The sequence below is a fragment of the Micromonospora krabiensis genome (assembly GCF_900091425.1).
Taxonomy (GTDB): Bacteria; Actinomycetota; Actinomycetes; order Mycobacteriales; family Micromonosporaceae; genus Micromonospora; species Micromonospora krabiensis.
The window spans coordinates 1792933-1818110 of the sequence record NZ_LT598496.1 but is presented as its reverse complement, the minus strand read 5'-3'; the positions used below and the strand labels follow the sequence as shown (position 1 = coordinate 1818110).

Annotated in this window: 20 protein-coding genes; 13 read left to right on the top strand and 7 right to left on the bottom strand. The window is 70.6% G+C overall.

What is annotated here, in order from left to right; genetic code table 11:
* Positions 1 to 19 precede the first annotated feature (19 nt).
* Complete coding sequence (locus GA0070620_RS08090) at positions 20 to 991, bottom strand: aldo/keto reductase (RefSeq protein ID WP_091589275.1); 972 nt, start codon at positions 989 to 991, stop codon at positions 20 to 22.
* A 176-nt stretch (positions 992 to 1167) separates the two neighbouring features.
* On the opposite strand from GA0070620_RS08090, the gene GA0070620_RS08085 reads away from it, so the two are divergent.
* Both GA0070620_RS08085 and GA0070620_RS08080 read left to right on the top strand, forming a co-directional pair.
* A complete protein-coding gene (locus GA0070620_RS08085) occupies positions 1168 to 2220 on the top strand; it encodes an LLM class F420-dependent oxidoreductase (RefSeq protein WP_091589274.1) in 1053 nt (350 codons plus the stop codon).
* Entirely contained in the window at positions 2217 to 3053 is an 837-nt protein-coding gene (locus GA0070620_RS08080) for an undecaprenyl-diphosphate phosphatase (protein WP_091589273.1), read from the top strand. Before GA0070620_RS08085 ends, GA0070620_RS08080 begins: the two co-directional genes overlap by 4 nt.
* Positions 3054 to 3141: 88 nt before the next feature.
* Here the strand turns inward: GA0070620_RS08080 and GA0070620_RS08075 are convergent, their stop codons facing one another.
* Complete coding sequence (locus tag GA0070620_RS08075) at positions 3142 to 3729, bottom strand: hypothetical protein (protein ID WP_091589272.1); 588 nt, start codon at positions 3727 to 3729, stop codon at positions 3142 to 3144.
* A gap of 1341 nt (positions 3730 to 5070) precedes the next feature.
* Between GA0070620_RS08075 and GA0070620_RS08065 the strand changes: the two genes are divergently transcribed.
* The 4 genes from GA0070620_RS08065 to mshC all read left to right on the top strand — a co-directional run bounded on the left by GA0070620_RS08065 (position 5071) and on the right by mshC (position 8631).
* The gene (locus GA0070620_RS08065) at positions 5071 to 5784 is read left to right on the top strand and encodes a histidine phosphatase family protein (RefSeq protein ID WP_091589270.1); all 714 of its coding nucleotides are present in this window, start codon (positions 5071 to 5073) and stop codon (positions 5782 to 5784) included.
* A gap of 132 nt (positions 5785 to 5916) precedes the next feature.
* Complete coding sequence (locus tag GA0070620_RS08060) at positions 5917 to 6486, top strand: DUF3090 domain-containing protein (RefSeq protein ID WP_091589269.1); 570 nt, start codon at positions 5917 to 5919, stop codon at positions 6484 to 6486.
* Positions 6483 to 7301 (top strand): SCO1664 family protein, encoded by an 819-nt coding sequence (locus GA0070620_RS08055; RefSeq protein WP_091589268.1) that lies wholly within the window; start codon positions 6483 to 6485, stop codon positions 7299 to 7301. The genes GA0070620_RS08060 and GA0070620_RS08055 overlap by 4 nt, the downstream gene beginning before the upstream one ends.
* Positions 7302 to 7392: 91 nt before the next feature.
* Positions 7393 to 8631 (top strand): cysteine--1-D-myo-inosityl 2-amino-2-deoxy-alpha-D-glucopyranoside ligase, encoded by a 1239-nt coding sequence (gene mshC, locus GA0070620_RS08050; RefSeq protein WP_091589267.1) that lies wholly within the window; start codon positions 7393 to 7395, stop codon positions 8629 to 8631.
* A 145-nt stretch (positions 8632 to 8776) separates the two neighbouring features.
* Here mshC and GA0070620_RS08045 read toward each other — a convergent pair whose 3' ends face one another.
* Together GA0070620_RS08045 and GA0070620_RS08040 are read right to left on the bottom strand one after the other, a co-directional pair.
* Positions 8777 to 9568, bottom strand: a complete 792-nt coding sequence (locus GA0070620_RS08045) for a GntR family transcriptional regulator (RefSeq protein ID WP_091598328.1) — start codon at positions 9566 to 9568, stop codon at positions 8777 to 8779.
* 131 nt (positions 9569 to 9699) lie between these two features.
* A complete protein-coding gene (locus tag GA0070620_RS08040) occupies positions 9700 to 10569 on the bottom strand; it encodes a PAC2 family protein (RefSeq protein ID WP_091589266.1) in 870 nt (289 codons plus the stop codon).
* 261 nt (positions 10570 to 10830) lie between these two features.
* On the opposite strand from GA0070620_RS08040, the gene metH reads away from it, so the two are divergent.
* Complete coding sequence (metH, locus tag GA0070620_RS08035) at positions 10831 to 14346, top strand: methionine synthase (protein ID WP_172836400.1); 3516 nt, start codon at positions 10831 to 10833, stop codon at positions 14344 to 14346.
* A gap of 861 nt (positions 14347 to 15207) precedes the next feature.
* Entirely contained in the window at positions 15208 to 15786 is a 579-nt protein-coding gene (locus GA0070620_RS08025; protein WP_091589265.1) for a hypothetical protein, read from the top strand.
* Positions 15787 to 16511: 725 nt separating this feature from the next.
* On the opposite strand, the gene GA0070620_RS08015 is transcribed toward GA0070620_RS08025, so the two are convergent.
* Positions 16512 to 17309, bottom strand: a complete 798-nt coding sequence (locus GA0070620_RS08015; RefSeq protein WP_231922288.1) for a DUF4386 domain-containing protein — start codon at positions 17307 to 17309, stop codon at positions 16512 to 16514.
* A gap of 55 nt (positions 17310 to 17364) precedes the next feature.
* Between GA0070620_RS08015 and GA0070620_RS33985 the strand changes: the two genes are divergently transcribed.
* Positions 17365 to 17496, top strand: a complete 132-nt coding sequence (locus GA0070620_RS33985; RefSeq protein WP_269456566.1) for a hypothetical protein — start codon at positions 17365 to 17367, stop codon at positions 17494 to 17496.
* A 511-nt stretch (positions 17497 to 18007) separates the two neighbouring features.
* Here the strand turns inward: GA0070620_RS33985 and GA0070620_RS08010 are convergent.
* Positions 18008 to 18505: a hypothetical protein gene (locus GA0070620_RS08010; protein WP_157741562.1), complete on the bottom strand. Its 498-nt coding sequence runs from the start codon at positions 18503 to 18505 to the stop codon at positions 18008 to 18010.
* Positions 18506 to 19114: 609 nt separating this feature from the next.
* Between GA0070620_RS08010 and GA0070620_RS08005 the strand changes: the two genes are divergently transcribed.
* Positions 19115 to 19597 carry a tetratricopeptide repeat protein gene (locus GA0070620_RS08005; RefSeq protein ID WP_231922287.1) on the top strand — a complete coding sequence of 161 codons (483 nt, stop codon included), beginning with the start codon at positions 19115 to 19117 and terminating at the stop codon, positions 19595 to 19597.
* Positions 19598 to 19853: 256 nt separating this feature from the next.
* Here the strand turns inward: GA0070620_RS08005 and GA0070620_RS33980 are convergent, their stop codons facing one another.
* Positions 19854 to 19985, bottom strand: coding sequence for a hypothetical protein (locus tag GA0070620_RS33980; protein WP_269456565.1), 132 nt, complete (start codon positions 19983 to 19985; stop codon positions 19854 to 19856).
* Here GA0070620_RS33980 and GA0070620_RS08000 point away from each other — a divergent pair.
* From GA0070620_RS08000 to GA0070620_RS07990, 3 genes are all read left to right on the top strand, one after another.
* The gene (locus tag GA0070620_RS08000) at positions 19984 to 20832 is read left to right on the top strand and encodes an alpha/beta fold hydrolase (protein WP_091589263.1); all 849 of its coding nucleotides are present in this window, start codon (positions 19984 to 19986) and stop codon (positions 20830 to 20832) included. The two genes, GA0070620_RS33980 and GA0070620_RS08000, sit on opposite strands and share 2 nt — an antisense overlap.
* Before the next feature lie 104 nt (positions 20833 to 20936).
* The gene (locus GA0070620_RS07995) at positions 20937 to 21467 is read left to right on the top strand and encodes a VOC family protein (protein WP_091589262.1); all 531 of its coding nucleotides are present in this window, start codon (positions 20937 to 20939) and stop codon (positions 21465 to 21467) included.
* 787 nt (positions 21468 to 22254) lie between these two features.
* The gene (locus GA0070620_RS07990; RefSeq protein ID WP_091589261.1) at positions 22255 to 25110 is read left to right on the top strand and encodes a glycosyl hydrolase; all 2856 of its coding nucleotides are present in this window, start codon (positions 22255 to 22257) and stop codon (positions 25108 to 25110) included.
* Positions 25111 to 25178 lie beyond the last annotated feature (68 nt).

Sequence of the window (25178 nt, the reverse complement as noted above, 5' to 3'; positions counted from 1 at the left end):
CGGCCCGGCCGCCGTCGGGTCAGCTGTCGCGCTCGGGGTAGCCGACCGGCACCGCCGACACGTCGTCCAACGCGGTGATGATCTCCTCCGGCAGGGTCATCCGCTCCACCTGCAACGCGCCCAGCAGCTGACCGACCGTGCGGGCGCCCAGGATCGGGGCGGTCACGCCGGGCCGGTCGCGGATCCACGCCAGCGCCACCTCCAGCGGGGAGACGCCGAGCCCGCCGGCGGCCGTGGCCACCGCCTCGACGATGCTGGAGCAGCGGGGCTCCAGGTACGTGGCGACGAAGCGCTCGAAGTGCGGCGACGCGGCCCGCGAGTCCGCGGGCCGGCCGTGCCGGTACTTGCCGGTGAGTACCCCGCGCCCGAGCGGCGACCAGGGCAGCACGCCCAGGCCGAGCGCGTCGCAGGCGGGCAGCACCTCCCGCTCCACGCCCCGCTCCAGCAGCGAGTACTCCACCTGGGCGGCCACCACCGGCGCACGCCCCGGCCAGGCGGTCTGCCAGGCGGCGGCGCGCGCGGTCTGCCAGCCGGAGAAGTTCGACACACCCACGTAGCGGACCCGACCGCTGGCCACCGCGTGGTCGAGCGCGGCGAGGGTCTCCTCCAGCGGCGTGTCCGGGTCGTACCCGTGCACCTGGAACAGGTCGACGTGGTCGGTGCCGAGCCGGCGTAGCGAGGCGTCCAACGTACGCAGCAGGTGGCCCCGGGAGTTGTCGCGGCGCCGCCCGTTGCCCGGCCGGAGCCCCGCCTTCGTGGCGATCAGCAGCTCGTCACGGGGCACGAGGGTGCCGAGCAGCGACCCGATCACCGACTCGGCGTCACCGTCGCCGTAGACGTCGGCCGTGTCGATCAGGTTGCCGCCCGCGTCGAGGTAACTCTTCAGCTGGGCGGCCGCATCGTCGGCGTCGGTGTCCCGTCCCCAGGTCATGGTGCCGAGCGCGAGCCGCGAAACCGCCAGCCCGCTTCGGCCGAGCGGTCGCTGTTGCATGGGTGAACCTTATTTCGAACCCGCCGCAACCGATATCCTCGCTCCCGTCATGTCTGGACTTCTGCCGGTTCTCCGCGCGGCCCGGCCCGCCCGGCGCCGACGGTGAGCCGGTGATCGAGTCCACAGCCGCCATTGCGTAACCTGATGCGACCTGTGGTGCGGATGGGGGAGGACCAGTGCGACTCGGGCTCAGCCTCGGCTACCAGACGGCGTGGAGTACACCCGCCGATCATCTGGCGCTGGCTCAGGAAGCGGATCGGCTCGGCTACTCGGTGGTGTGGGCGGCGGAGGCGTACGGCTCCGACTCGCCCAGCATGCTCGCCTGGATAGCGGGCCAGACCGAGCGGATCGACGTGGGCAGCGCGGTGATGCAGATCCCCGGCCGCACCCCGGCGATGACCGCGATGACGGCGGCGACCATCGACGCGCTCTCCGGCGGCCGGTTTCGGCTCGGCCTCGGGGTGTCCGGCCCCCAGGTCTCGGAGGGGTGGCACGGCGTGCGCTTCGGCAAGCCCCTGGCGCGTACGCGGGAGTTCGTGGACATCGTGAAGCTGGCGATCGCCCGCAAGGAGGTCGCGTACGACGGCGAGTTCTACACCCTGCCGCTGCCCGACGGGCCGGGCAAGGCCCTGCGGCTCGGTTTCCACCCTCCGCGCGAGCACATCCCGATCTACCTGGCCGCCGTCGGCCCGAAGAACCTCGAACTGGCCGGTGAGATCGCCGACGGCTGGCTCGCCGTCTTCTACGCCCCGGAGTTCGCCCAGGAGCAGCTCGACTCGGTGCGCGCCGGGCGCGCCCGGGCCGGCAAGGAGCTGGCCGGTTTCGACGTGGTGCCGTCGGTGCCGGTGGTGGTGGGCGACGACGTCGCCTCCTGCGCCGAGCTGGTTCGCTGGTACGCCGCGCTCTACGTCGGCGGGATGGGCAGCCGCCAGCAGAACTTCTACAACCAGCTCGCGACCCGGATGGGCTACGGTGACGCGGCCCGCGAGGTGCAGGACCTCTACCTGGCCAAGCGGCAGCGCGACGCGGCCGCGGCGGTGCCGATGGAGTTCATCGACCGCACCTCGCTGCTCGGCCCGAAGGAGCGCATCGCCGAGCGGATGCGGGAGTACGCCGCCGCGGGCGTCACCACCCTGTCGGTGACCCTGTTCGTGGCGGACCGGGACAGTGGTGTGCAGACCCTGCGTACCGTCGCCGAGGCCCTCGAGCTCTCCGGAGTGGGCGAGTGACCTGGATCGAGGCCATCGTCCTGGGCCTGGTGCAGGGGCTTACGGAATTCCTGCCGATCAGCTCGTCGGGGCACCTGCGCATCACCTCGGCGATCTTCTTCGGCCGTGACGCGGGTGCGTCGTTCACCGCGGTGACCCAGCTGGGCACCGAGGCGGCGGTGCTCATCTACTTCGCGAAGGACATCTGGCGGATCACCCGTATCTGGGTGGTGGGCCTGTGGGACCGCTCGGTGCGCAGCAGCCTGGACTACCGAATGGGCTGGTACGTCATCGTCGGCACCATCCCCATCGGCATCTTCGGTTTCCTGTTCAAGGACCAGATCCGCACCGCCGGCCGCAACCTCTGGCTGGTGGCCACGACGCTGATCGTGTTCGCGTTCGTGCTCGCCTTCGCCGAGTACTGGGGCCGGCAGACCCGCACCCTGGAGAACTTCCGGATGCGCGACGGCGTCGTCATGGGCTTCGCCCAGGCCATGGCGCTGATTCCCGGCGTGTCCCGCTCCGGTGGGACGCTCACCGCCGGCCTGCTGCTGAACCTCACCCGCGAGACGGCCGCGCGGTACTCGTTCCTGCTGGCCATCCCGGCGGTGGTGCTGTCCGGCGTGTTCAGCCTCGGCGATGTCTTCGAGCCCGCGGCGCCCGGCACGGCGGCCCCGACCGTCACCATGCTGGTCGTGGCCACGATCATCGCCTTCGGCGTCGGGTACGCGGCCATCGCCTGGCTGCTGCGCTACGTCGCGCACCACACCCTGTACGTCTTCGTGCTCTACCGGGTCGCGCTGGGCACGCTGGTCCTGGCCCTGCTCATGACCGGCACGATCAGCGCCACCTGACCGTCGCCGAACATGCCGCTGGCCGGCACCCCGGGTTCGGGGTGCCGGCCAGCGGCTTCTGTTCGTGCTGTGCCGTTCGTGGTGGTGGTCAGCTGTTCCAGTGCTGGGCGACGAGGTCGGCGGCCTGCTGCTCCCACTGGGCGTAGGCGTCCGGGTAGGCCGACACCTGCACCGTCTGCGCGGCTTCGGTCAGCGGCATGTCCTGCCAGCCGTCGACCTGCTTGAGGCCCTTCAGGAACGCCTGGGTCGAGTAGATCGGATCAGTGATCTGCTCCGGCGTACCCCAACCCGAGGACGGGCGCTGCTGGAACAGGCCCAGCGAGTCGTGGTCGTTGCGGTCACCCAGGTGGCCCAGGTTCTCCAGCTTCGACTCCTGCAGGCTCGTCGCGATCGAGATGACCGCCGCCCGCTCGTCCATACCCGACTTCTTCGTCGCGGCGATGATCGCCTTCACGTTCGCGGTCTGCTCGTCGTTCAGGTCGATGCGCGACTGCGCACCCTGGGTGCCGTGCGGAATCAGCTTGCCCTTATCGACCTTGTCGGTCTGCACGACGGCGACGGGCTTGGCGTCCACCGCGGGGGTGGCGGCGTGGGCGGCGATCGGGCCACCGGCGATGCCACCGGCGAAAGCCAGACCAGCGATACCAAGAACGCTCTTACGCATGATCGTGTTCATGTCAGAAGCTCCAATGTTCGGGGGTGGAGCCCCACACCAGCCCTGGGGGTGGGTCGGTATCGGGGCGGCACCGAGGAACCGGCGCCCTGCAAAAAAAAGGGGGAAAGTCTTCGGGGGTTCCGGCGACCGGGTCGAGCCGGGGGGCTCACCGCGCCGGGTCCATCTCCAACGACCGCCGGCCCGCCATCATTCCGGGGCCAGCCGATCGCCGGGGTTCATGTTCAACGACCGGGGCCGGGCCGTCATTCCGGGCCCTCACCCACACCCGCCAACCCGAACGAGCCAGCAGGCCGGGCTCCTACCTCGGCCGTCAGGCGGTATTCAACGCCCCCGACCAGGCCACCATTCCGCCGACCGAGTGGCCCCGACCACAGGACCCCAACCCCCAAACCCGGACACCGCGCCTACCCCGAATCAGACAAACCCTCCACCAGGCACCGCCGGAACCGGCGGCGCGCACGGATCTTGGGCGATTGAGGCCCCCAGAGGGGCCACAACTCACCAAGATCCGTGGGCGGGCCCGGCGATCACTCGGCGCTGGGTGCCTGGTCGGGATAAACCGGACCTAACGCCCCGTCGGGCGCCATGTCGGCCGTCGGGCAAGTGCCATCCCACCGTGATCCACTCGACATCAGTGATGTCGCGGTGTCCGGCGCCATCAGATACCGCGACATCACCGAAACGGAGTTGATCATGGTCGCCCGACGCCCGACGCCCGACGCCCGACGCCCGACGCCCGTCGCCCGTCGCCCGTCGCCCGTCGCCCGTCGCTCGGCGAACTCGCGGAACAAAGTCGATCATCGGAGCCCGGAACGCGTTGGAGGCTCACCGGGTCAGACGGCGGTCAATCGAGCGTCAAGATCGACGCCTTGAGGGGCGCGGGTCTCGGAGCGTCCGTGAACACCGAGACCGACATTCCACGCACGGCACCTCGGAACCGCGTCGTCGTCCCAGGTCTGGGGCAGCTTGACAGGCTCGGACACCCATACGACGCGATGCGGCTCGACAAGCCGAGCCCACACATCGCCCTGCGGGGCAGGACAGGCTTCCGGGCACGTACGCAGCCATGCGGGATCGAGAGGTTCCACTCGACGGCGGCCCGGAGCACGGACGGGTGCCTCGCGGCCGCGCGTCGCTCTACGCAACCGCCGCCCGCAGCCACCAGGCCCGGGGAAGGGCACCGTCAACGGACCGGAACCGCGGGCGCAGGGCAACGGCCGGCCGTGGCGATCAGGGCCACGGCTCGCGGTGGGCTGCCCGACCCAGCGGCCGGCGCACCCGACCGGGTCGATGGCGCGCCCGACGGGCGGGGCCGGTCACGCCGGCCGGCGAGGCCCTAGGGTGGGGACTGTGGCGACCCTTCTGCTTCTGCGACACGGCCGGACGACCGCGAACGCCGACGGCGGGCTCGCCGGCCGGCAGCCGGTCGAGCTGGACGAGACCGGTCGGGCGCAGGCCGCCGCGGTGGGCGTACGGCTGCGGGCGCTGCCGCTGGCGGCGGTCGTCACAAGCCCTCTGATCCGTTGTCGGCAGACCCTGGAACTGGCGCTGCCCGAGGCCGAGCCGGTGGTCGAGGAGGGGCTGATCGAGTGCGGCTACGGCAGCTGGGAGGGTCAGCCGCTGAAGAAGCTCGCCAAGGAGCCGCTCTGGCCGGTGGTCCAGCAGCACCCGAGCGCGGCCGTCTTCCCGGACGGCGAGTCGATGGCGGCGATGGCCGCGCGGGCGGTCGCGGCCGTCCGCTCCTGGGACGCCCGGATCACCGCCGAGCACGGCCCGGAGGCGATCTGGCTGGCGTGCAGCCACGGCGATGTGATCAAGGCCATCGTGGCGGACGCGCTCGGCGTACACCTTGATCTTTTCCAGCGGATCGTCGCGGACCCGGCGTCGGTGACCGCGATCCGCTACACGCCGCTGCGCCCGTTCCTGGTCCGGTTGAACGACACCGGCGGAGACCTGGCGGGCCTGGTTCCGCCGGCGCGCAAGCGGCGTCGGCGGCCGGCCCGGCCGGCCGACTCGGACGCCGCCGTGGGCGGCGGCGCCGGGGCCACCGCCTGACGCCGCCGCGGGCCCGGCGAACCGCCCTCACCTGCGGTGTCGTGAGCCCCGCTACACCGGGGCCGCCGCCCGGGCGGCGATTCGGGTCGGTGGGGTGCGCGGCGCCTCGGCGGGCCGGATAGGGTCGTGGGTATGACCCACCAGGTGCACGCCTTCGAGCCGCCGGAGCGGTTCGTCGCCGGGACCGTCGGGCCGCCGGGGGAGCGCACGTTCTTCCTCCAGGCGCGCGGCGGTGGCCGGCTGGTCAGCGTCGCGCTGGAGAAGGTCCAGGTCTCGTTGCTCGCCGAGAAGCTCGAGGAGCTGCTCACCGAGGCGCAGCGCCGGTTCGGGGTGGAGTTGCCCGAGGCGCCGGTCGCGGCGGGCGACAACGAGCCGCTGGACACACCGGTTGACGAGGAGTTCCGGGTCGGCACCCTCGGGCTCGCGTTCGACGTCGACTCCGCCACCGTGGTGATCGAGGCGATCGCCGCCGGGGAGGTCGAGGCCGAGGTCGAGCTGGACGACGAGGATGAGGACGAGGACGACGAGCCGGACGAGGACCTCGACCGGCTGCGCGTCCGCCTGACCCCGCAGGCGACCCGCGAGTTCATCGAGCGGGCCCGCCGGGTGGTCAACGCCGGCCGTCCGCCCTGCCCGCTCTGTGGCCAACCGCTCGACCCCGCCGGGCACCTCTGCCCGCGGCACAACGGTTACCACCGGTGACGTCGTCCGGCATCCAGCCCCGCCAGGACGGCAGCGCCGCGCTCCGGTTGCTCCGCGACGGTGAGCTGGAGCTGGAGGGCCGGCTGGTCGACGCGTCCAACACCACGCTGCGCGGGGTGCTGACGCTGGACGGGATGACCGCCCGCTGCGTCTACAAGCCGGTGCGCGGCGAGCGGCCGCTGTGGGACTTCCCGGACGGCACGCTGGCCGGGCGGGAGGTGTCGGCCTACCTGGTCTCGGCGGCGACCGGCTGGGACCTGGTGCCGCCGACCGTGCTGCGCGACGGCCCTCTCGGGCCGGGCTCCTGCCAGCTGTGGATCGACGAGCCCGACGACGGCGAGCCGCTCGTCGGGTTCGTCCCGGCCGACGCGCTGCCGCCCCGCTGGTTCCCGATCGCGGCGGCCCGGGACGACGACGGCACCGCGTACGCGCTGGCGCACGCCGACGACCCCCGCCTGGCCCGGCTCGCGGTGCTCGACGCGGTGATCAACAACGCGGACCGCAAGGGCGGGCACGTGCTCGTCGGCCCGGACGACCGGATCTACGGCGTCGACCACGGCGTCACCTTCCACGTGGAGGAGAAGCTCCGGACGGTGCTGTGGGGCTGGGCCGGCCGCCAGTTGCCGCCGGACGCCGTGGAGATGCTCGACGGGCTCGCCGGGCAGGTCGCCGGCCCGCTGGGCGCGGAGCTGGCCGACCACCTCACGATCAGTGAGATCGCCGAGTTGGCCGCCCGGGTCGACCGGCTGCGGGAGACCGGCCGCTTCCCGCTGCCGCCGGAGGAGTGGCCGGCGGTGCCCTGGCCGCCGATGTGACCTGACCGCCGGCCCGCGTGGCCCCGGCTGTCATGTTGATCACCCGTGGGGCCGGCCTCCTGCCGTCGTACGGCTCGTTAGGCTGGCGGTCATGGAAGCGTGGGCGGGACACGAGGTGCCACGGCTGCCCGGCAGGGGCGGCCCGCTGGCGTTGTACGACTCGGCGCGACAGGGTGTCCACCCGAGCGATCCGGCGGACGCGGCGAAGATGTACGTCTGCGGCATCACCCCGTACGACGCGACCCACCTCGGTCACGCCGCCACCATGATCACGTTTGACCTCGTGCAGCGGATGTGGCGGGACGCCGGGCGGCCGGTCCACTACGTGCAGAACGTCACCGACATCGACGACCCGCTGCTGGAGCGCGCGGCGCGCGACGGCGAGGACTGGGTGGTCCTCGCGATGCGGGAGACGGCGCTGTTCCGCGAGGACATGGAGGCGCTGCGGATCATCCCGCCGGAGCACTACGTGGGCGCGGTCGAGTCGATCCCGGACATCGCCGACAAGGTCCAGCAGCTGCTCAAGGACGGCTCCGCCTACCAACTCGACGACGGCACCGGCGACGTCTACTTCGACGTCTCCACCGCGCCCCGGTTCGGCTACGAGTCCAACCTCAGCCGCGAGGAGATGCTGAAGATCTTCCCGGAGCGCGGTGGCGACCCGGACCGCGCGGGCAAGCGCGACCCGCTCGACCCGCTGCTGTGGCGGGGCGCCCGCGAGGGTGAGCCGTCCTGGCCCGGCGGGGACCTGGGGACCGGCCGGCCCGGCTGGCACATCGAGTGCGCGGTCATCGCGCTCAACCTGCTCGGCGACACCATCGACGTGCAGGGCGGCGGCAACGACCTGATCTTCCCCCACCACGAGGACTCCGCGGCCCACGCCGAGCGGCTGACCGGTGAGGCGCCGTTCGCGCGGCACTACGTGCACGCCGGCATGATCGGCCTGGACGGCGAGAAGATGTCCAAGTCCCGGGGCAACCTCGTCTTCGTGTCCCGGCTGCGCGCCGACAAGGTCGACCCGATGGCGATCCGGCTCGCCCTGCTGGCCGGGCACTACCGCAGCGACCGCTCCTGGACCGACGAGCTGCTCACCGAGGCGCAGAAGCGGCTGGACCGCTGGCGGCAGGCCGCCGCCGCCCCCGCCGGGCCGTCGGGGATGGAGCTGCTGGCCGGCGTACGCGCACGACTCGCCGACGACCTCGACACCCCGGGCGCGCTGGCGATCCTCGACGACTGGGCCGCCCGGACCCTCGCCGACGGTGGTGACGACCCCGCCGCCCCCGCCCTCTTCACCGACACCGCAGACGCCCTCCTAGGCGTCCGCCTCTAACCCCGCCCCCGCCCTCCCCCTCCCCGCCCCTCCCTCCCCGCGATCTTGCAGTTTGTGCCCCTCGGGTGCTCGGAATGTCCGATGTGCCGGGGCCGAAAGTGCAAGATCGCGGGGCGGTAGAGCACCGGGGGGGCGACGAGGGTGGTCAGCCTAGGACCAGGCCGGGGTCGGGGTCGGGTTCCGGGGTTGGGGCGGGGATCTGGTACTCCTCGGTCAGGGTCGTCATGGGGCCGGGCCAGGTGGCCTGGGCGACCTCGATCGGCTTACGCGACCCGTCGTACGCGACGTGCAGCAGGTGCAGCACCGGCGTGTCCGGGCGGATCTGCAGGGTCTCCGCCTCCTCCCGGCTGGGCTGGCGGGCGCTGATCGTGTCGGTCGCCGAGACGTACCGCCGGCCGGTCGCCTCCTCGGCCTCCTGGTAGAGCGGCCGGCCGAACGCCTCGGCCCGCTCCAGCGACGTGCCCGCCGTGTCGGCGGGCAGGAACCAGGAGGCGCCCACCTCGACCGGGGAGTCCTCGGTGCGTACGAGGTGGCGCCGGCACAGCAGGTCGGTGCCGTCGGGCACGCCGAACGCGTCGGCCACCTCCGGCGGGGCGGGGGCGCGGCCGACGGAGACGAGTTGCTGCCGGTACCGGGCGGCGAGGTCGGTGTGGTAGCCGCGGAAACCGCCGTACCGCCCGCGGGCGAGGCGGTTGAGTCGGCGCCGGGTGCCTCGGACGTACGTGCCGGAGCCGGGTTTGGTGATGAGGACGCCCTCGACCCGCAGCTGGTCGACGGCGCGTTGCACGGTCTGCTTCGCGACGCCGAACATCTCGGCGATGGCCGGGATGGACGGCAGCCGCTCGCCCGGCCCCCAGTCGCCGCGCCGCACCTGCGCCTTGAGTTGCGCGGCGATCTGCCGGTGCGGGAACTCGGCGGCACCCGGATTGATCTGCACACCCGCCTCCTTGATCACATCTAGGTTCCTAGGATGGCGTAGAGGGTGTGTCCTGCGCCACCCCGACACGCAGACAACGGGCCCCGGGACGGAGATCCGTCCCGGGGCCCGGCTGTGACAGGGGGAGCGCGCTACCAGGAGCCGGCGGTCGGGCCGGCCGACCCGCCACGGCGGCGCAGGTACTTCTCGAACTCCTGGGCGATCTCGTCGCCGGTCAGCGGGGTGATGCCCGCGTCGCCGACCCGTTCCTCCAACTCGCGCACGTACTCGCCGAGCTCCGCGTCCTGCTCGGCGGCGTTGCGCACCCGCTGCTCCCACTCGGCGGCCTCCTCGGCGAGGTCGGCCATCGGCACCGGCAGGTCGAGCACCTCCTCGACCCGGTGCAGCAGGGCCAGCGTCGCCTTCGGGCACGGCGGGTTGTTCGCGTAGTGCGGCACGTGGACCCAGAACGACACCGCATCCACCTCGGCGCGGGCGCACGCGTCGTGCAGCACGCCGACGATGCCGGTCGGGCCGTCGTAACGGGTGGGGGTCAGCTGGTAGCGTTCGGCGGCCTTCGCGTCGGAGGCGCTGCCGCTGATCGGCAACGGGCGGGTGTAGGGCACGTCGGCCAGCAGCGCGCCGAGCAGCACCACCCGCTCCACCTCCAGGCTGTGGCAGATCTCCAGCACCTGCTCGCAGAACGTGCGCCAGCGCATGCTCGGCTCGATGCCGCGGATCAGCACCACGTCGCGTTCGGTGCCCTCGGGGCTCGCGACCATGAACCGGGTGGTCGGCCACTCGACCCGGCGGGTCTCGCCCTCGGCCATCGTGATCGTCGGTCGGCTCACCTGGAAGTCGTAGAAGTCCTCCGGGTCGAGCTCGGCGACCTGTCGGGCGTTCCAGACCTGCTCCAGATGCTCCACCGCGGCGGTGGAGGCGTCCGCGGCGTCGTTCCAACCCTCGAACGCGGCGATGGCCACCGGAGACCGCAGCACCGGCAGCCCGTCGAACTCGGTCACGCCGTCACCTCGCCCTGCTCGTGGCGGACACCGTCGGGGCGGGGCCCGGCCGTCCGCCCCCGGTGCACCGTGGCGTCCCTGTAGTCCTTCACGTCCGTCAGCCTACGTGCCGGGCCGGGACGGGGCCCGTCGGCCGCGCCGGACGGCGCCCGGGACAACCCGGCAGAGGGGGTCCAACCGGACAAGGTGATCCCGCTGACACAATGTGGGAAGGCGCGTCGGGCGGCGAACGAGCGGCCGGCGCCGCACTAACCTGAACCCGTGCGGACTTCCTTGCTCGACGTGCTGGCCGATCGGATCCTCATCGCCGATGGGGCGATGGGCACGATGTTGCAGGCCGCCGACCTCGGCCTGGACGACTTCGACGGGCTTGAGGGCTGCAACGAGATCCTCAACGTGACCCGACCGGACGTGGTGCGGGGGGTGCACGAGGCCTACCTGGCCGCCGGCGCGGACTGCGTGGAGACGAACACGTTCGGCGCCAACCTGCCGAACCTCGGCGAGTACGACATCCCGCACCGGATCCGGGAGTTGTCCGAGGCCGGCGCCCGGCTCGCCCGGGAGGCCGCCGACGCGTACAGCACGCCCGAGCGGCCCCGCTTCGTGCTCGGCTCGATCGGCCCGGGCACGAAGCTGCCCACCCTCGGCCACGCCCCGTACGCGGAGCTGCGGGACGCGTACCAGGAGAACGCGGCCGGTCTGATCGAGGGCGGCGCGGACGCGCTCATCATCGAGACCTGCCAGGACCTGCTTCAGGTCAAGGCGGCCATCGTCGGGTCGAAGCGGGCGATGGCCGAGCTCGACCGGGTGGTGCCGATCATCTGCCACGTGGCCGTGGAGACCACCGGCACGATGCTGGTGGGCAGCGAGATCGGGGCGGCCCTGGCGGCGATCGAGCCCCTCGGCGTGGACCTGATCGGGTTGAACTGCTCGACCGGCCCGGCCGAGATGGGCGAGCACCTGCGCTACCTCGCCCAGCACTCGCGGATCCCGGTGTCGGTGATGCCGAACGCCGGCCTGCCGGTGCTGACCGCCGACGGGGCGTACTTCCCGCTCACCCCGGTCGAGTTGGCCGACGCGCTGGAGCGTTTCGTCACCGAGTACGGCGTCGGTCTCGTCGGCGGGTGCTGCGGCACCACCCCGGAGCACATCCGGGTGCTGGCCGAGCGGCTGCACGACGCCGCCCCGGCGCCGCGTACGCCCCGGCACGAGGCGGGTGTCTCGTCGGTCTACCACCCGGTGCCGTTCGCCCAGGACGCCTCCGTCCTGATGGTGGGGGAGCGGACCAACGCCAACGGCTCCAAGGCGTTCCGCGAGGCGATGCTCGCCGAGGACTGGCGGGCCTGCGTGGAGATCGCCCGCAGCCAGGCCCGGGACGGCTCGCACCTGCTGGACCTCTGCGTCGACTACGTGGGCCGCGACGGCACCCGTGACATGCGGGAGCTGGCGGGCCGGTTCGCCACCGCGTCGACGCTGCCCATCATGTTGGACTCCACCGAGCCGGCGGTCATCGAGGCCGGGTTGGAGATGCTCGGCGGCCGTTGCGTGGTCAACTCGGTGAACTTCGAGGACGGCGACGGCCCCGAGTCCCGGTACGCCCGGGTGATGCCGGTCGTCAAGGAGCACGGCGCGGCCGTGGTGGCGCTGCTCATCGACGAGGAGGGGCAGGCGCGCACCCGGGAGTGGAAGGTCCGCGTCGCGGTCCGGTTGATCGAGGACCTGACCGGGCGGTGGGGGCTGGACCGGTCGGACATCCTGATCGACGCGCTGACCTTCCCGATCGCCACCGGCCAGGAGGAGACCCGCCGGGACGGCATCGAGACCATCGAGGCGATCCGGGAGATCGCCCAGCGCTACCCGGGGGTCAATTTCACCCTCGGCATCTCGAACATCTCCTTCGGCCTCAACCCCGCCGCGCGGCAGGTGCTCAACTCGGTGTTCCTGCACGAGTGCGTCCAGGCCGGTCTGACGTCGGCGATCGTGCACGCCAGCAAGATCCTGCCGATGTCGAAGATCCCGCAGGAGCAGCGCGAGGTGGCGCTGGACCTGGTCTACGACCGGCGCCGCGAGGGCTACGACCCCGTGCAACGGTTCATCGAGCTGTTCGAGGGCGTCGACGCGGCGTCCGCCCGGGCCGGGCGGGCCGAGGAGCTGGCCGCGCTGCCGCTGGACGAGCGGCTCAAGCGGCGCATCATCGACGGTGAGCGCACCGGCCTGGAGGCCGACCTGGACGCGGCGATGGCCGGCGGCCGCTCACCACTGTCGATCATCAATGACATCCTGCTCGACGGGATGAAGGTCGTCGGCGAGCTGTTCGGCTCCGGCCAGATGCAGCTGCCGTTCGTGCTCCAGTCCGCCGAAGTGATGAAGAGCGCCGTGGCGTACCTGGAACCGCACATGGAGGCCGTCGAGGACGGCGGCAAGGGCCGCATCGTCCTGGCGACGGTGCGCGGCGACGTGCACGACATCGGCAAGAACCTGGTGGACATCATCCTGTCCAACAACGGCTACGAGGTCGTGAACATCGGCATCAAGCAGCCGATCAACGCGATCCTCGACGCCGCCGAGGAGCACCGCGCCGACGCGATCGGCATGTCCGGCCTGCTCGTCAAGAGCACGGTCATCATGAAGGAGAACCTGGCCGAGATGGCCAGTCGCGGGGTCGCGGACCGCTGGCCGGTCCTGCTCGGCGGCGCCGCGCTCACCCGGGCGTACGTGGAGGACGACCTGCGGTCGATGTTCCCCGGGCAGGTCCACTACGCGCGGGACGCCTTCGAGGGGCTGTCCCTGATGGACAAGGTGATGACCGCCAAGCGGGGCGGCGCGCCGGTCATCGACCCGGAGCGGGAGGCGGCCCTGGCCGCGCGGCGGGCCCGCCGCGAGCGGCAGCGCGCCATGGTCACCGAGGCGCTGCCGGAGCTGTCCGACGCCTCGGTGCGCTCGGACGTCGCCCGGGACGTGGAGGTGCCCGCCCCGCCGTTCTTCGGCACCCGGGTCGTCAAGGGAGTACCCCTCGCCGACTACGCCTCGCTGCTCGACGAGCGGGCCACGTTCCTCGGCCAGTGGGGGCTGCGCGGCTCCCGTGGTGGGCAGGGCCCGTCGTACGAGGAGCTCGTGGAGACCGAGGGCCGGCCTCGGCTGCGCTACTGGCTGGACCGGCTCATCTCCGACCAGGTGCTCGAAGCAGCCGTCGTGTACGGCTACTTCCCCGCCTACAGCGAGGGCAACGACCTGGTGGTGCTGGACGAGAACGGGCAGAGCGAGCGGGCCCGGTTCTCGTTCCCCCGGCAGCGGCAGGAGCGCCGACTCTGCCTGGCCGACTTCTTCCGGCCCCGCGGCGAGGAGCTGGACGTGGTGGCGTTGCAGCTGGTCACGGTGGGCCAGCCGATCAGCGAGTACACCGCGAAGCTGTTCGCCCGCAACGAGTACCGCGACTACCTCGAGGTGCACGGCCTGTCCGTGCAGCTCACCGAGGCCCTCGCCGAGTACTGGCACCGGCGGGTCCGGGGCGAGCTGACCCTGCCCGGTGGCCGTACGGTGGCCGACGACGACCCGGCCGACCTGGCCGGCCTGCTGCGCACCGACTACCGGGGCTGCCGCTACGCGTTCGGCTACCCGGCCTGCCCGGACCTGGAGGACCGGGCGAAGATGGTCGACCTGCTCGGCGCCGAGCGCATCGGCGTGCAGCTGTCGGAGGAGTTCCAGCTGGTCCCGGAGCAGGCCACCGACGCGATCGTGGTCCACCACCCGGAGGCGAGCTACTTCAACGCCAAATAGTCGGCGCAAGTACCCTGGCCTGCGCCGTAACGTCCTCTGACGGCCGCTGAACCATGATCATGCCGTCTCCAGGCCGCCACCGGCTCCCGGACCGTCGTCGGCGGCCTGGACCTCACCGAACGCCTTGTCGATGGCCCGACGGGTACGGTCCTCACTGCTGGGCAGGAGGTGGGTGTCGGCCCGGAGGTGAACCCGGGATCTGCGTGACCGAGGTAGGACGAGAGGGCCTTGATGCTCTCCCCGGCGTCCAGAAGTACCGAGGCGTAGGTGTGCCGCAGCACGTGCATCCCGTTGCGCCGGTCGTCCGGTACGTCGGTCGCGCGGATCGCACGCGTCCAGACGCCCGGGTTGAACTTCGACCGGCTGAGCGGCTCGCCATCGAGCATCGTCAGGTAGGGCCGGACGGTCGTCCGCTCTCCGGTTGGGGTTCCCCCTAAGGCATGCCGGTCGTCCAGGAGCCGGTTCCGCAGCCGCTCAGTGTCAGGTCAACTGCTCACCTGGGAGGGGGAGGGGGAGGCCGCCGGTGGCCAGCTCCGACCCTGGGAGCCGCGTTCGTGCCGGGCGAGGTTGGGTCAACTGCGCCACCGTGGCGGTGTCCGCCGGGGGTACGCTCCGTGACACGAGAGCCGACCCAGTCTGTCTCGGCAGCGCCCGCACGAGCCGTCAAGGCCCGCTTGACATGGGGGGCCGAGCGGCGGCCCGCTTCCCTGCGGCATGTCTCGAACCCGCTACGGTGGCTTAGCTCAACCGGGACCGTGGCACTGGTGGACGGACCTCCGGCCTTTTCCGGGCGAGAGGCTGTGCAAGTCTCATCAACGATGTGATGGGGGATCGCTGGTGGGACAGCGGCACGTGCGGAAAATGTTGCGGAAGATGGCCGGCGGGCAGCCGGTGGAGGTCGAGAAGGTGGCCACGTTGCGCTCACTCGCCCTTATGGCCGCTGTTGCCGAGCAATTCGGTTACGCGTACACGGACACACGGCAGCGACACCGCAACGGACCGCAGCTGTTCTTCGTACCCGACCCCCGTCCGCAAGCCCGCGAAAGGGCCGAGCGGAACCGAGTGCGGTACCCGGATGCTTCCACCGGGGGCGCACTGCCCCCCGTGCCTGCCGACGTGCTGGATCTGTTCAAGGCCCGTATCAGCTACGACCTCGAGGGCTGGAACGACGACAAGCAACGAACGTGGCTCCTCTATGTCGTACTCACCGTGCTGTGCGCGATCCTCGGTGTGCGGCTCGGGCTAGGAGGGACGTCCCCCACCGCCGCGGCGGCTGTCGCCGCCGTCGCCTGGGCGGCGCTGATGTCTGTCACCCTTTTTCTGGTCTCCATTCGTCGACGCAGACGGGCCAAGTTCGCCGCGATCCTGGAGGCGGCCGGGTTCACGCAGACGACTGAGCAGAGCGGCCGGGAACGGTATCTGCCGCTGACGTACCAGTAGGCCGCACAACCTCGGCGATCACCGTGCGGCGGGCCGTCAAGGCGGCGCGGGCGGCGGCCTCAGCGTCGACCGGGTCACTTTTGCCCTGCCAGCGGCGAGTCTTACGATCCGGCCGGTCGACCTCGACCAGACGCACGCCTGCGCTAAGCAGGTGCCGGGCCAGGCCCGCGCCGTAGGCGCCGGTGCCCTCGACGCCGACCAGCCCAGCGCGCCGAACGAACGCAGCCACCCCAACAACGCCACGTATCCCGCCGGGGTGGCTTCGAACTGAGCGCAACCGAGCACTCGCCCCGCAGGATCGACCGCTGCCGCCGTGTGCGTGTCGCGGTGAGTGTCCACACCGCCGGTGATTTCGAGGAGTTGCTGTTTCATGGTGGAGATGTCCGTCCTGTGCCGTCGACCGGAATGGGGCGGCACGCACCAGCCGGGCGAGGATGGACAAGACAGTGACGGGGCCTCTGGCCAGGCTCCTATGAAGTCACAACCGCCGCGTCCAGTGAGTGCACGTGAGTCCCGTACCGGCACGGTCTACAGATCCGGTTGAACACCCGAAGTCAGTCAGGGCAAGGGTCAGACCGACCGGTGCGGGATCACCTACATCCCTCACTGTCAGGGCATCTTGGGGCATGGGGTCGAGGGGCCCTGGGCGCCGGTGGTTGACCGCGGTTCTCACCGTGGTTGTGGATAGTCGCCGGACTGTGGCGGGCTGGCCGTAACCTCGGCGCTCAAACCGGGGCGTCCTGGGCGGGCCGCGCGCTGATGGTGACCACTCCCGCGGTGAGCGCGGTGGGCCTGAAGCCCCTGACGATCAGGTAGACGCCCAGCGAGAACTCCCACACCGCGATCGGGAGGGCCGCAACAGCCGCCACCGGGGACAGCCGGTCCCAGAGCCCGAACAGTGTGCCGAGGTCGGACACGACGAGCAGGGGCGCTCCGACGAGCCCGAGTACGGGGAGCAGGCGCGGCACGAGGCGTGCCTGGTACAGCAGCGATCCGAGCAACAGGGCGTTCACGGCCGGAAGAAAGCCTTGGCTGAGCAGGAAGATCGAGTCGTAGAAGGCGACCAGCGTCTGCCCGGTGACCAGCGCGTCCGCTCCGGCGTCGGCCCGCCGCAGTGTCACGAGCGTCAGGAGGCTCGCGACGCCGACGAAGATGCCGGCGGCTTCGAGGATCCGGGCGCTGACGAATCCCAGGGCTCGGGTTTCGCCGTGTCGCTTGAGCACCGGGTACAGCGCGACGGCGGTGCCGATGCAGGCGAGCGCGACGATCACCTCGAGGACGCCGCCGATGACGACGGGGGTCTCCGACGTGGTGCCCAGGATGTAGTCGGCGTCGTGCACCGGGCCGTACAGGGCGACGGTCGGAATCGACACGAAGGTGAGGACGTAGAAGCCGCCCGCGACCAGTGCCGTCCGCCTCGTTGAGTCCATCACGGCGCCCTCCGTCGCTGCCGACCGTTCGATGATGGTCAGGCCCTTACCCTCCTGCGGATCGGTGTGACGGCGAATCGGCCGCTCGGGCAATCCTCACGGTCGATGCGTGTGTGGTCGCGGCACCTGCCGTCGGGGCGTCCGCCGGATGCGGAGTGCTGACGGGTTCCGCCCGGTGAAGGTCATCTCGAACGACGCGCTGATCGCCTCCGCCCAGGCGGTGCTCGACCCGCCACTGCGCCGGGCTACGGCGCGTCGAGCCGGCGCGTCGGCCAGGTAGCGTCCATGTTGGTCACCGCGACGGGCAACCTCTTCCTCCGGCGTCTGCATCGACACCGGCTCGGGCACCGGATTCTGCGCGGAGCACGCGGCCGTCCGTCGCCATGGTCACGGCCCGCGAACACAAGATCGCCAAGATCGTCGCTGTGTGGTGTGATGACGAGGGGGTTCTGTATGTACTCCCGCCCTGCGGGCGTTGCCGGGAGTTCATCCGTCAGATCGGCCCCGCGAATCTCGACCCCGAAGTGGTGCTCAGCCGGACCAGCTCAGCCCGTCTGCGAGATCTGCTTCCGCGCACCGAATGGCCCAACCCGCTCGACTGAACCGGGTGGCGCGCGAGCGGCCGCCGGCTCTCCGCCTGCCTGACGACGCTTGATCGGCCCGGGGTGAGTCAGTCCGGAAGTCCCAGGTAGCACGATGGCGCGGAGTGCGGGCGTTCGCACGCGACGTGGACGGCCAGCTAACGGGGACCATCAATTCGACCAATGCGCGAGCCGCTGCGGAACGTGCGGTCAACGGACGGCGAAGAGTCTGGCCCGCACGTGGCCCTCATCCGACTCGACGGGCCCTTCGGCCGCCAGGAGGTCAAGGATGATCTTCCCGTCGGAATGGAGATAGTTGTCGTAGTGGACCGAGTACCTGTTCCCGGGGCTACCTCCGTCGGCCGGATCGGCGTAGACGAGGATGAGGTACTTGGACAGGCCGGGTGTCAGATTCCGCCCGTGGAGGTGATCGACGCATCTCCGAAACTCCGCCAGGTTTTGAAGGCTCGGGCCGCCTTTGAACCCCAGCGAGTTGCCCGTGTAGGGATCGAACTTGCGCGGGTGCAGGTAGAACTTGAACTCGACGAACGCCTTCTCCTCTGCGCTGTGCAACACAAGGTCGATGTGGTCGCACTCTACGAACTGACTCACGCTCGGCTTTGTACTTGCGAGTTGCCGACAGAAGAAGTAGCGAAAGATCGACTCGTTCCAGCGGCTGAGCGGCATCAGCTTGAGCTCGCCGCCCATCCAGGCCATGGTGTTGGAGAGTGTCGATCGAACTAATTGATCCACGGGCACCCTCCATTGCCGGCACTCAGCGGTGAATGTTCTGTCTGGTCACGGTAGCCGTTACGTGAGTCCATCGGCCGACGACGCGACGACGCGACGACGCGCCGTGAGTGGCCTGGGCGCACGAGCGAACCACCCGCCGCGCGCTGATTGACCGCCTGGCGGCAGCGGCCGGCGATGAGGTCGCCTCTCGGTGCCGGACGACAGCCGGCACCCCGCGTGGCCCACTGTGGGAGCGGGGATTCGCCGCGTGGACGGTCGGCCGCCGCTCGGCCCTGTTCACAGGCCAGGCGCGGTTCGGTGGTCCACCTGCCTCGTGACCGTCCATCGATCACCGACGCGCCGGCGCGGGTCCGGTGCTGCCCAACCGGCGGGCTGCCAGGCAGATTTCATTTTTGAAACAGCGCCCAGCGATGGCTCGGTGGCATCTAGAGTCCGGACGACTGCTGGGAAAACCCTCCCCACGATGTTGAGTCGGCCACTCGGGCGGTCCTCGAAGCGGACTGCCGCCCTCGTCGCCGGCGCGGCCGCCGCCGGGCGGAGTACGATCAACGACGCTGTCGCGACGTGGCCGTGCAGGAGCAACCGATGATCAGCGATGCGACGCTCGCCCGTATCAACGAGGGTGTGCAGTTGCATCATCAGCAGGGCCGGCGCGCGGCCGCCCGCGACGTGTTCGCCCAGATCTGGGATGAGATCGGCGGGGAACGAGGCGATCCCTTGCACGTGTGCGTCCTCGCGCACTCGATGGCCGACGTGCAGGACGACGTCCACCAGGAGTTGGTCTGGGACCGGCGGGCGCTGGCGGCGGCCGACCTGCTCACCGATGCGCGGGTTGCGCAGGCCGGGGTGCCGATGTCGGTGGCCAGCCTGTATCCGTCGTTGCATCTCAACCTGGGTGAGTGCTACCGCAGGCTTGGCGATCTCGCCCGGGCTCGGGAGTGTCTTGAGCGAGCGCACGCGGGGATCGGCGCGCTCGGCGATGACGACTACGGCCAACTCATCAAGGGTGGCGTGGAGAGGCTCGCGCAGCAGTTGAGCGCTGAGTAGGCCGGGGTGGCGGCGGCGGGAGCCGGTTGTCCGATGAGGTCTATGACTTTGCGTCATAACTATGACGGACGCCGCGCCCACTGGGCATCTGTCAGGTCCGAGGGGTAGCCACGATGCCCAGACACCGCGCCACCCCGCCGGTCCGGATCGCCGATGTCTTGCCGCCACGCCGTCCACAAGGGCCCTTCGCAAACACGCTCTCACGGGACCTGACCAGTTACGTGCCCGGAACCTACCTGGTCGCGGTAGCTTGGTCTCAGACGCTGGCTGCCTTCCGCGGCGATATCGACGCCTGGCGCGACATCACGATCGCCACCGATTTCGACCAGCCCTGAGCGTTGGCCGCGAGCTCTGTTTGAACGTCAACATCTGACTGGAAAGCGATCATGATCGCAGCTTTGAAGGGGTTTACCCAGCAGCTGGTGCCGGTGAATGGCATCAAGATCAACGCTGTCGCGGGAGGCTCGGGCCCGCCGATCCTTCTGTCTCACGGGTGGCCGGAAACATGGTGGGAATGGCATAATGTGATGCCGTTGCTGGCCGAGCATTTCAGCGTGGTGGCCATCGATCTGCGCGGCGCGGGCTTTTCTGACTGCCCGCTCGACGGCTATGACAAGGCGACGATGGCGCGCGACGCGCACGAAGTCATGATTGCCCTTGGGCATGAGCGCTACGCCGTGTGCGGACATGACATCGGCGGGATGGTCGCCCTGCCGCAGGCCGCCATCTATCGGGAGGCTGTTACCCACCTGGCCGTCCTCGACGTTCCGCTTCCCGGCTGGACCGGATGGGAGGCGGCGATCGCAAAACTCTGGCAGTACAGCTTCCATATGAACCGGGATCTACCCGAGCGCATAATCCATGGCCGTGAATATGACTATGTCTCGACCTTCATGTCTGAGCGGTTCTACGACCACAGCACCTTCAATCCGGCAGACATCGAGATCTACGCGAAAGCGATGGCGCTTCCTGGCCGCACCCGCGGCGGCATGGAATGGTTTCGGACCCTCACCGCCGACCATGCGGCCGCGCTCGAGTACAAGAAGCAACCGCTCGAGATGCCGGTGCTAGGTCTCGGCGGGGATCAGCGCTTCGGTGCGCAGATGGTGCCGATGCTCAAAGAGTTCGCCAGCAATGTGACGGGCGGCTCGATTGCGCGGTGCAGCCACTATGTCGCGGACGAACGGCCGGGTGAGGTCGCGGCCGCTCTGATCGATTTCCTCAAGGCCAGGTGAGACTCTGCGACCCCGCCGCCGTGGGCCGGGCGGTTCGCGGCACTACGGGCGAGTTGCGTGCGCACCTATCCCGATCGATCGATGAGATAAAAAGGGAAACTGTCATGACCGCACCTGTCATTCGCGGCGTCAATCATATCGGCATCACGGTGCCCGACATCGAAGCCGCAATATCGTTCCTGCTGGAAGCTTTCGGCGGCCAGGTGATCTATCGGTCCTTCGGACCGCAGGATCCACCGCGGCAGGGACCCGAGTTCGAGCGGGCCGTTGGCGCTTTCCCGGGAACGGTCGTGCGCGCGCAGGCGATGTTCAAGATCGGGACCGGACCCGATCTCGAGCTGTTCGAGATGCACGGCCCCGAACAAGCCCAGCCGATCCGAGCGAGCGACTTCGGCATCACGCACTTCGCTCTCTACAACGACGACATCGACGCATCGGTTGAGCGCTTCGAAAGGGCCGGAGGCACCCCACTCGCGGCGCCTCGCGATATTCCCTATGCAACCGAGAAAGGTCCTGGAAACAAGGTCTGCTACTGCCGCATGCCTTGGGGCGCGACGATGGAATTTATAACCACGCCGGACCGCATGCCCTATCATGACCAGACGGATCTGCGCAGGTGGCAGGACGGCGACTGAGCAAGGCGCGAAAAGGGATCCGCATCAGTTACGCCGCGGCGATGCTGTCGGCCCCGCCGTCCCCGCAGCGCTGATCCGCTGGGCCGCGATCGCCGGCACGACACGCCGCATCACCCGCGGCCAACCCGCACGCCGTCAAGCCCGCCGCACCTTCACCGGCACCTGAACATCCCCATCTCAAACACGCTCTGAGACGCGCGCTTCTGCGTGCGGTCTAGCGAAGGCGGCGGGCGTCCACATGAGGGGCGGGCCGTCGCATGTAGGGCGACCTCGCGAGTCCAAGGCGCCATCCATAGTAGGCAGGCCGGAAACGACCACCGGGCGGGGGCGGAGCTAATGGTCGGCGCGGGGCGGCCACTCGTCTCGGCGTACCAGTCGGTCGAGGCGGTCCAGGAGTCGCGTCTCGCTCCGGTATGCCCGACTCCGCTCCGGTTTCTTCCAGGTCCCGCCGGGGAGCAGCTCGTGGTGGGCCGGTACGAAGACTATGGCGCCGGCGTATGCCCGGCACTCTGAGCACCGCGTCAGGCCGGTGCCCGGGCGTCGGTGGAGGTCACGGGCGTGCGTGACGGACCGCCGGTGCCAACGCCACCGTCACCACTCCCGCCGACGCGCGTTTCGAATTGCGACATCAGCGCGGAACCCCTTGGAAACATTGACGATGCTCTCAGTGCTCGATTACCGTGCGGGCGAGAGAGCGCTCTCTCAGCCGACGTTCCCGTCCATACCGAACCAAGGAGTGCCGGCGCCGGGCCGCCCCCGCCCCGGTCCGGCCCGCGATGGAGGCACCATGAAACCTCCCGTCCCGTACCGCCGATGGGCCCTGGTCGCCGGCACCGCGCTGGCCCTGCTCGTCGGCGGCCTCACGATCCCCCTCACCCGCGCCGCCGAGGCCGCGCCCGTCGGCGCCGGCAGCTACACCACCACGCCGGTCGGCCCACTCCCCAGCGGCTGCGGCCAGATGTCGACCAACCCCCGCCAGTTCGTCACGGCCAACGCGCCCGCCGGCGCGGTCCCCACCAACGACTGGTGGTCGTCGCTGCTCTGGAAGCGCCTCGACTGCGCCTACAGTGAGCCCCTGCACGCGCACCCGATCTCGTACGACACCTTCGGCGACGGCCTCGGCTTCTCCGCCAACTCCACGCCCGCGATCAGCGGCACGGCGACCGGCGTGGGGGAGTTCCACTTCCCGTACGTGCAGGACATCCGGGTCGGTGTGGCCGGGCTCGCCGCCCCCGTGGTCCGGGTCGACGGCTGGTCCGACTGGACGGTCAGCCCGTACTGGAGCGACGGCGCCCGCACCCTGCGCGCCACGATCGGCCACGGCCTGCCGTTCGCGTACTTCCAGAGCAGCGGCGGCGACGCGGTGATCAACACCTCCGGGGCTCCCGAGGTGTGGTCGAGCAGCGGGGCCACCCTCGGGTTCCGGGTCAACGGCCACGACTACGTCGCGTTCGCCCCGAGCGGCGCCAGCTGGACCGTCGGCGGGAGCCGGATCTCCTCCACGCTGGCCGGGCGGGGCTACTTCTCCGTCGCGCTGCTGCCGCCGACCGGCAGCGCCGCGGAGCGGGCGAGCCTGGCCGCCACCTACGCCCAGTACGCGCACGCCCACGTCACCGGCACCCGGGTCTCGTACGTCTACGACCCGGCGACCAGCGGTCTGACCACGACGTACGCGTTCACGACGACCGCCCGGGAGGGCACCGCGACGCAGACCGTGGTCAGCCTCTACCCGCACCAGTGGAAGTCCCTGACCGGCTCCACCCCGATCACGCCGACCTACCCGTCGGCCCGGGGACGGATGAAGGTGCTCACCGGCGTCACCCAGTTCCGTACGGCGATGAAGTTCCAGGGTGTGCTCCCGGAGCTGCCGGCGGTGGGTGACGGCAGCGGCGCCGACCTGGCGACCCTCACGGGTCACCTGGCCGCCGCCCGGGGCAACCCGATGGACCAGCGCGGCAACGACACCTACTGGACGGGCAAGGGCCTCGGCCGCGCCGCCCGGCTCGCCGAGGTGGCCGACCTGGTCAACGACACCGCGACGCGGGACAGCGCGCTGAACGCGATCCGTACCACGCTGACCGACTGGTTCACCGCGTCCAGCGGCAAGACGTCCCGGGTCTTCTACTACGACGCCAACTGGGGCACCCTGATCGGCTACCCGGCGTCGTACGGCTCCGACCAGGAGCTCAACGACCACCACTTCCACTACGGCTACTACATCGCCGCGGCCGCGACGTTGGCGAAGTTCGACCCGACCTGGGCCTCCGCCAGCCGCTACGGCGGCATGGTGGACCTGCTGATCCGCGACGCCAACAACTACCGCCGCGACGACACCCGCTTCCCCTACCTGCGGGACTTCGACATCTACGCGGGCCACGACTGGGCGTCCGGGCACGGCTCGTTCGGCGCCGGCAACAACCAGGAGTCCTCGTCGGAGGGGATGAACTTCGCCAACGCCCTCATCCAGTGGGGGCAGGTGACCGGCGACACGGCCGTCCGCGACGCCGGCATCTTCCTCTACACCACGCAGGCGGCGGCCATCCAGGAGTACTGGTTCGACTCCAGCGACCAGAACTTCCCGTCCGCGTTCGGCCACTCCACGGTCGGGATGGTCTGGGGTGACGGCGGCGCGTACGCGACCTGGTTCAGCGGCGAGCCGGAGATGATCCAGGGCATCAACCTGCTGCCCGTCACCGGCGGTCACCTGTACCTGGGCAACAACCCGGCCTACGTGCGGACCAACTACGCCGAACTGGTCCGCAACAACGGCGGCCCGCCGACGGTGTGGCAGGACATCCTGTGGCAGTTCCAGGCCCTCGGCGACGGGGACGCGGCGTTGGCGAACCTGCGCGCAAACCCCGGCTACACCCCGGAGGAGGGCGAGAGCCGGGCGCACACCTTCCACTGGATCCGCAACCTGGCCGCGCTGGGCACCGTCGACACGTCGGTGACCGGCAACCACCCGCTGTCTGCGGTCTTCTCCCGCAACGGGGCGCGCACGTACGTGGCGTCGAACCCGACCGCCGCGCCGGTCACGGTGACGTTCTCCAACGGCACCACGCTCACCGTCGGGGCCGGGCGGACGGCCACCACCGGGGCGTACACCTGGAGCGGCGGCAACGCGACGGGCGGCACGCCGCCCACGACGCCGCCGCCCACCACCCCGCCGCCGACCCCGGGCAACCCGACCCGCTACCTGCTGCCCGGCGGCGGGCTGGGCGCCGCGGGCGGCGCGGCCACGGTCACCGTCGCGGCGGCCAACGGAAACCACGACGGTACGCCCACCAACGCCCAGGTCTTCACGGCGACCGGCCTGAACCTGGCCTACGCCGGGGGGCAGACCGCGTTCGACCTGTTCCTCGACGCCGACCGGGCGGTCGGCAACGGTGTGCAGCTGCGGGTCTCTTACGACCTGACCGGCAACGGCAGTTGGGAACGGGTCGAGACGTGGCGCTACTTCGCCACCGACCCGGTTCCCGGCTACGAGCACTACACGCAGAGCGCCGGCCTGGCCTCGGCCACCGGCACGCTGGGCGCGCTGAGCAACGGCACGGTCCGGGTCGAGGTGTGGTCGGCGATCGGCAGCAACCCCAGCACGCTGGGCGTCGGCAACCAGTCGGTGCTCCGCCTGCCGTACTCCTGATCCATCCGTCCGCGCCGCCGCCGGCCGAGGTACGCCGGTGGCGGCGCGGCGGCCTGCCCTGGTCACGA

Coding starts and splice junctions, on each gene's coding strand:
- GA0070620_RS08010 (WP_157741562.1), bottom strand. CDS start 18,505: ATGGGCGGCGAGCTCAAGCTGATGCCGCTCAGCCGCTGGAACGAGTCG.
- GA0070620_RS08000 (WP_091589263.1), top strand. CDS start 19,984: ATGATCGCAGCTTTGAAGGGGTTTACCCAGCAGCTGGTGCCGGTGAAT.
- GA0070620_RS08075 (WP_091589272.1), bottom strand. CDS start 3,729: ATGAACACGATCATGCGTAAGAGCGTTCTTGGTATCGCTGGTCTGGCT.
- GA0070620_RS07990 (WP_091589261.1), top strand. CDS start 22,255: ATGAAACCTCCCGTCCCGTACCGCCGATGGGCCCTGGTCGCCGGCACC.
- mshC (WP_091589267.1), top strand. CDS start 7,393: ATGGAAGCGTGGGCGGGACACGAGGTGCCACGGCTGCCCGGCAGGGGC.
- GA0070620_RS08060 (WP_091589269.1), top strand. CDS start 5,917: ATGACCCACCAGGTGCACGCCTTCGAGCCGCCGGAGCGGTTCGTCGCC.
- GA0070620_RS33980 (WP_269456565.1), bottom strand. CDS start 19,985: ATGATCGCTTTCCAGTCAGATGTTGACGTTCAAACAGAGCTCGCGGCC.
- GA0070620_RS08025 (WP_091589265.1), top strand. CDS start 15,208: ATGTTGCGGAAGATGGCCGGCGGGCAGCCGGTGGAGGTCGAGAAGGTG.
- GA0070620_RS07995 (WP_091589262.1), top strand. CDS start 20,937: ATGACCGCACCTGTCATTCGCGGCGTCAATCATATCGGCATCACGGTG.
- GA0070620_RS08090 (WP_091589275.1), bottom strand. CDS start 991: ATGCAACAGCGACCGCTCGGCCGAAGCGGGCTGGCGGTTTCGCGGCTC.
- GA0070620_RS33985 (WP_269456566.1), top strand. CDS start 17,365: ATGCGGAGTGCTGACGGGTTCCGCCCGGTGAAGGTCATCTCGAACGAC.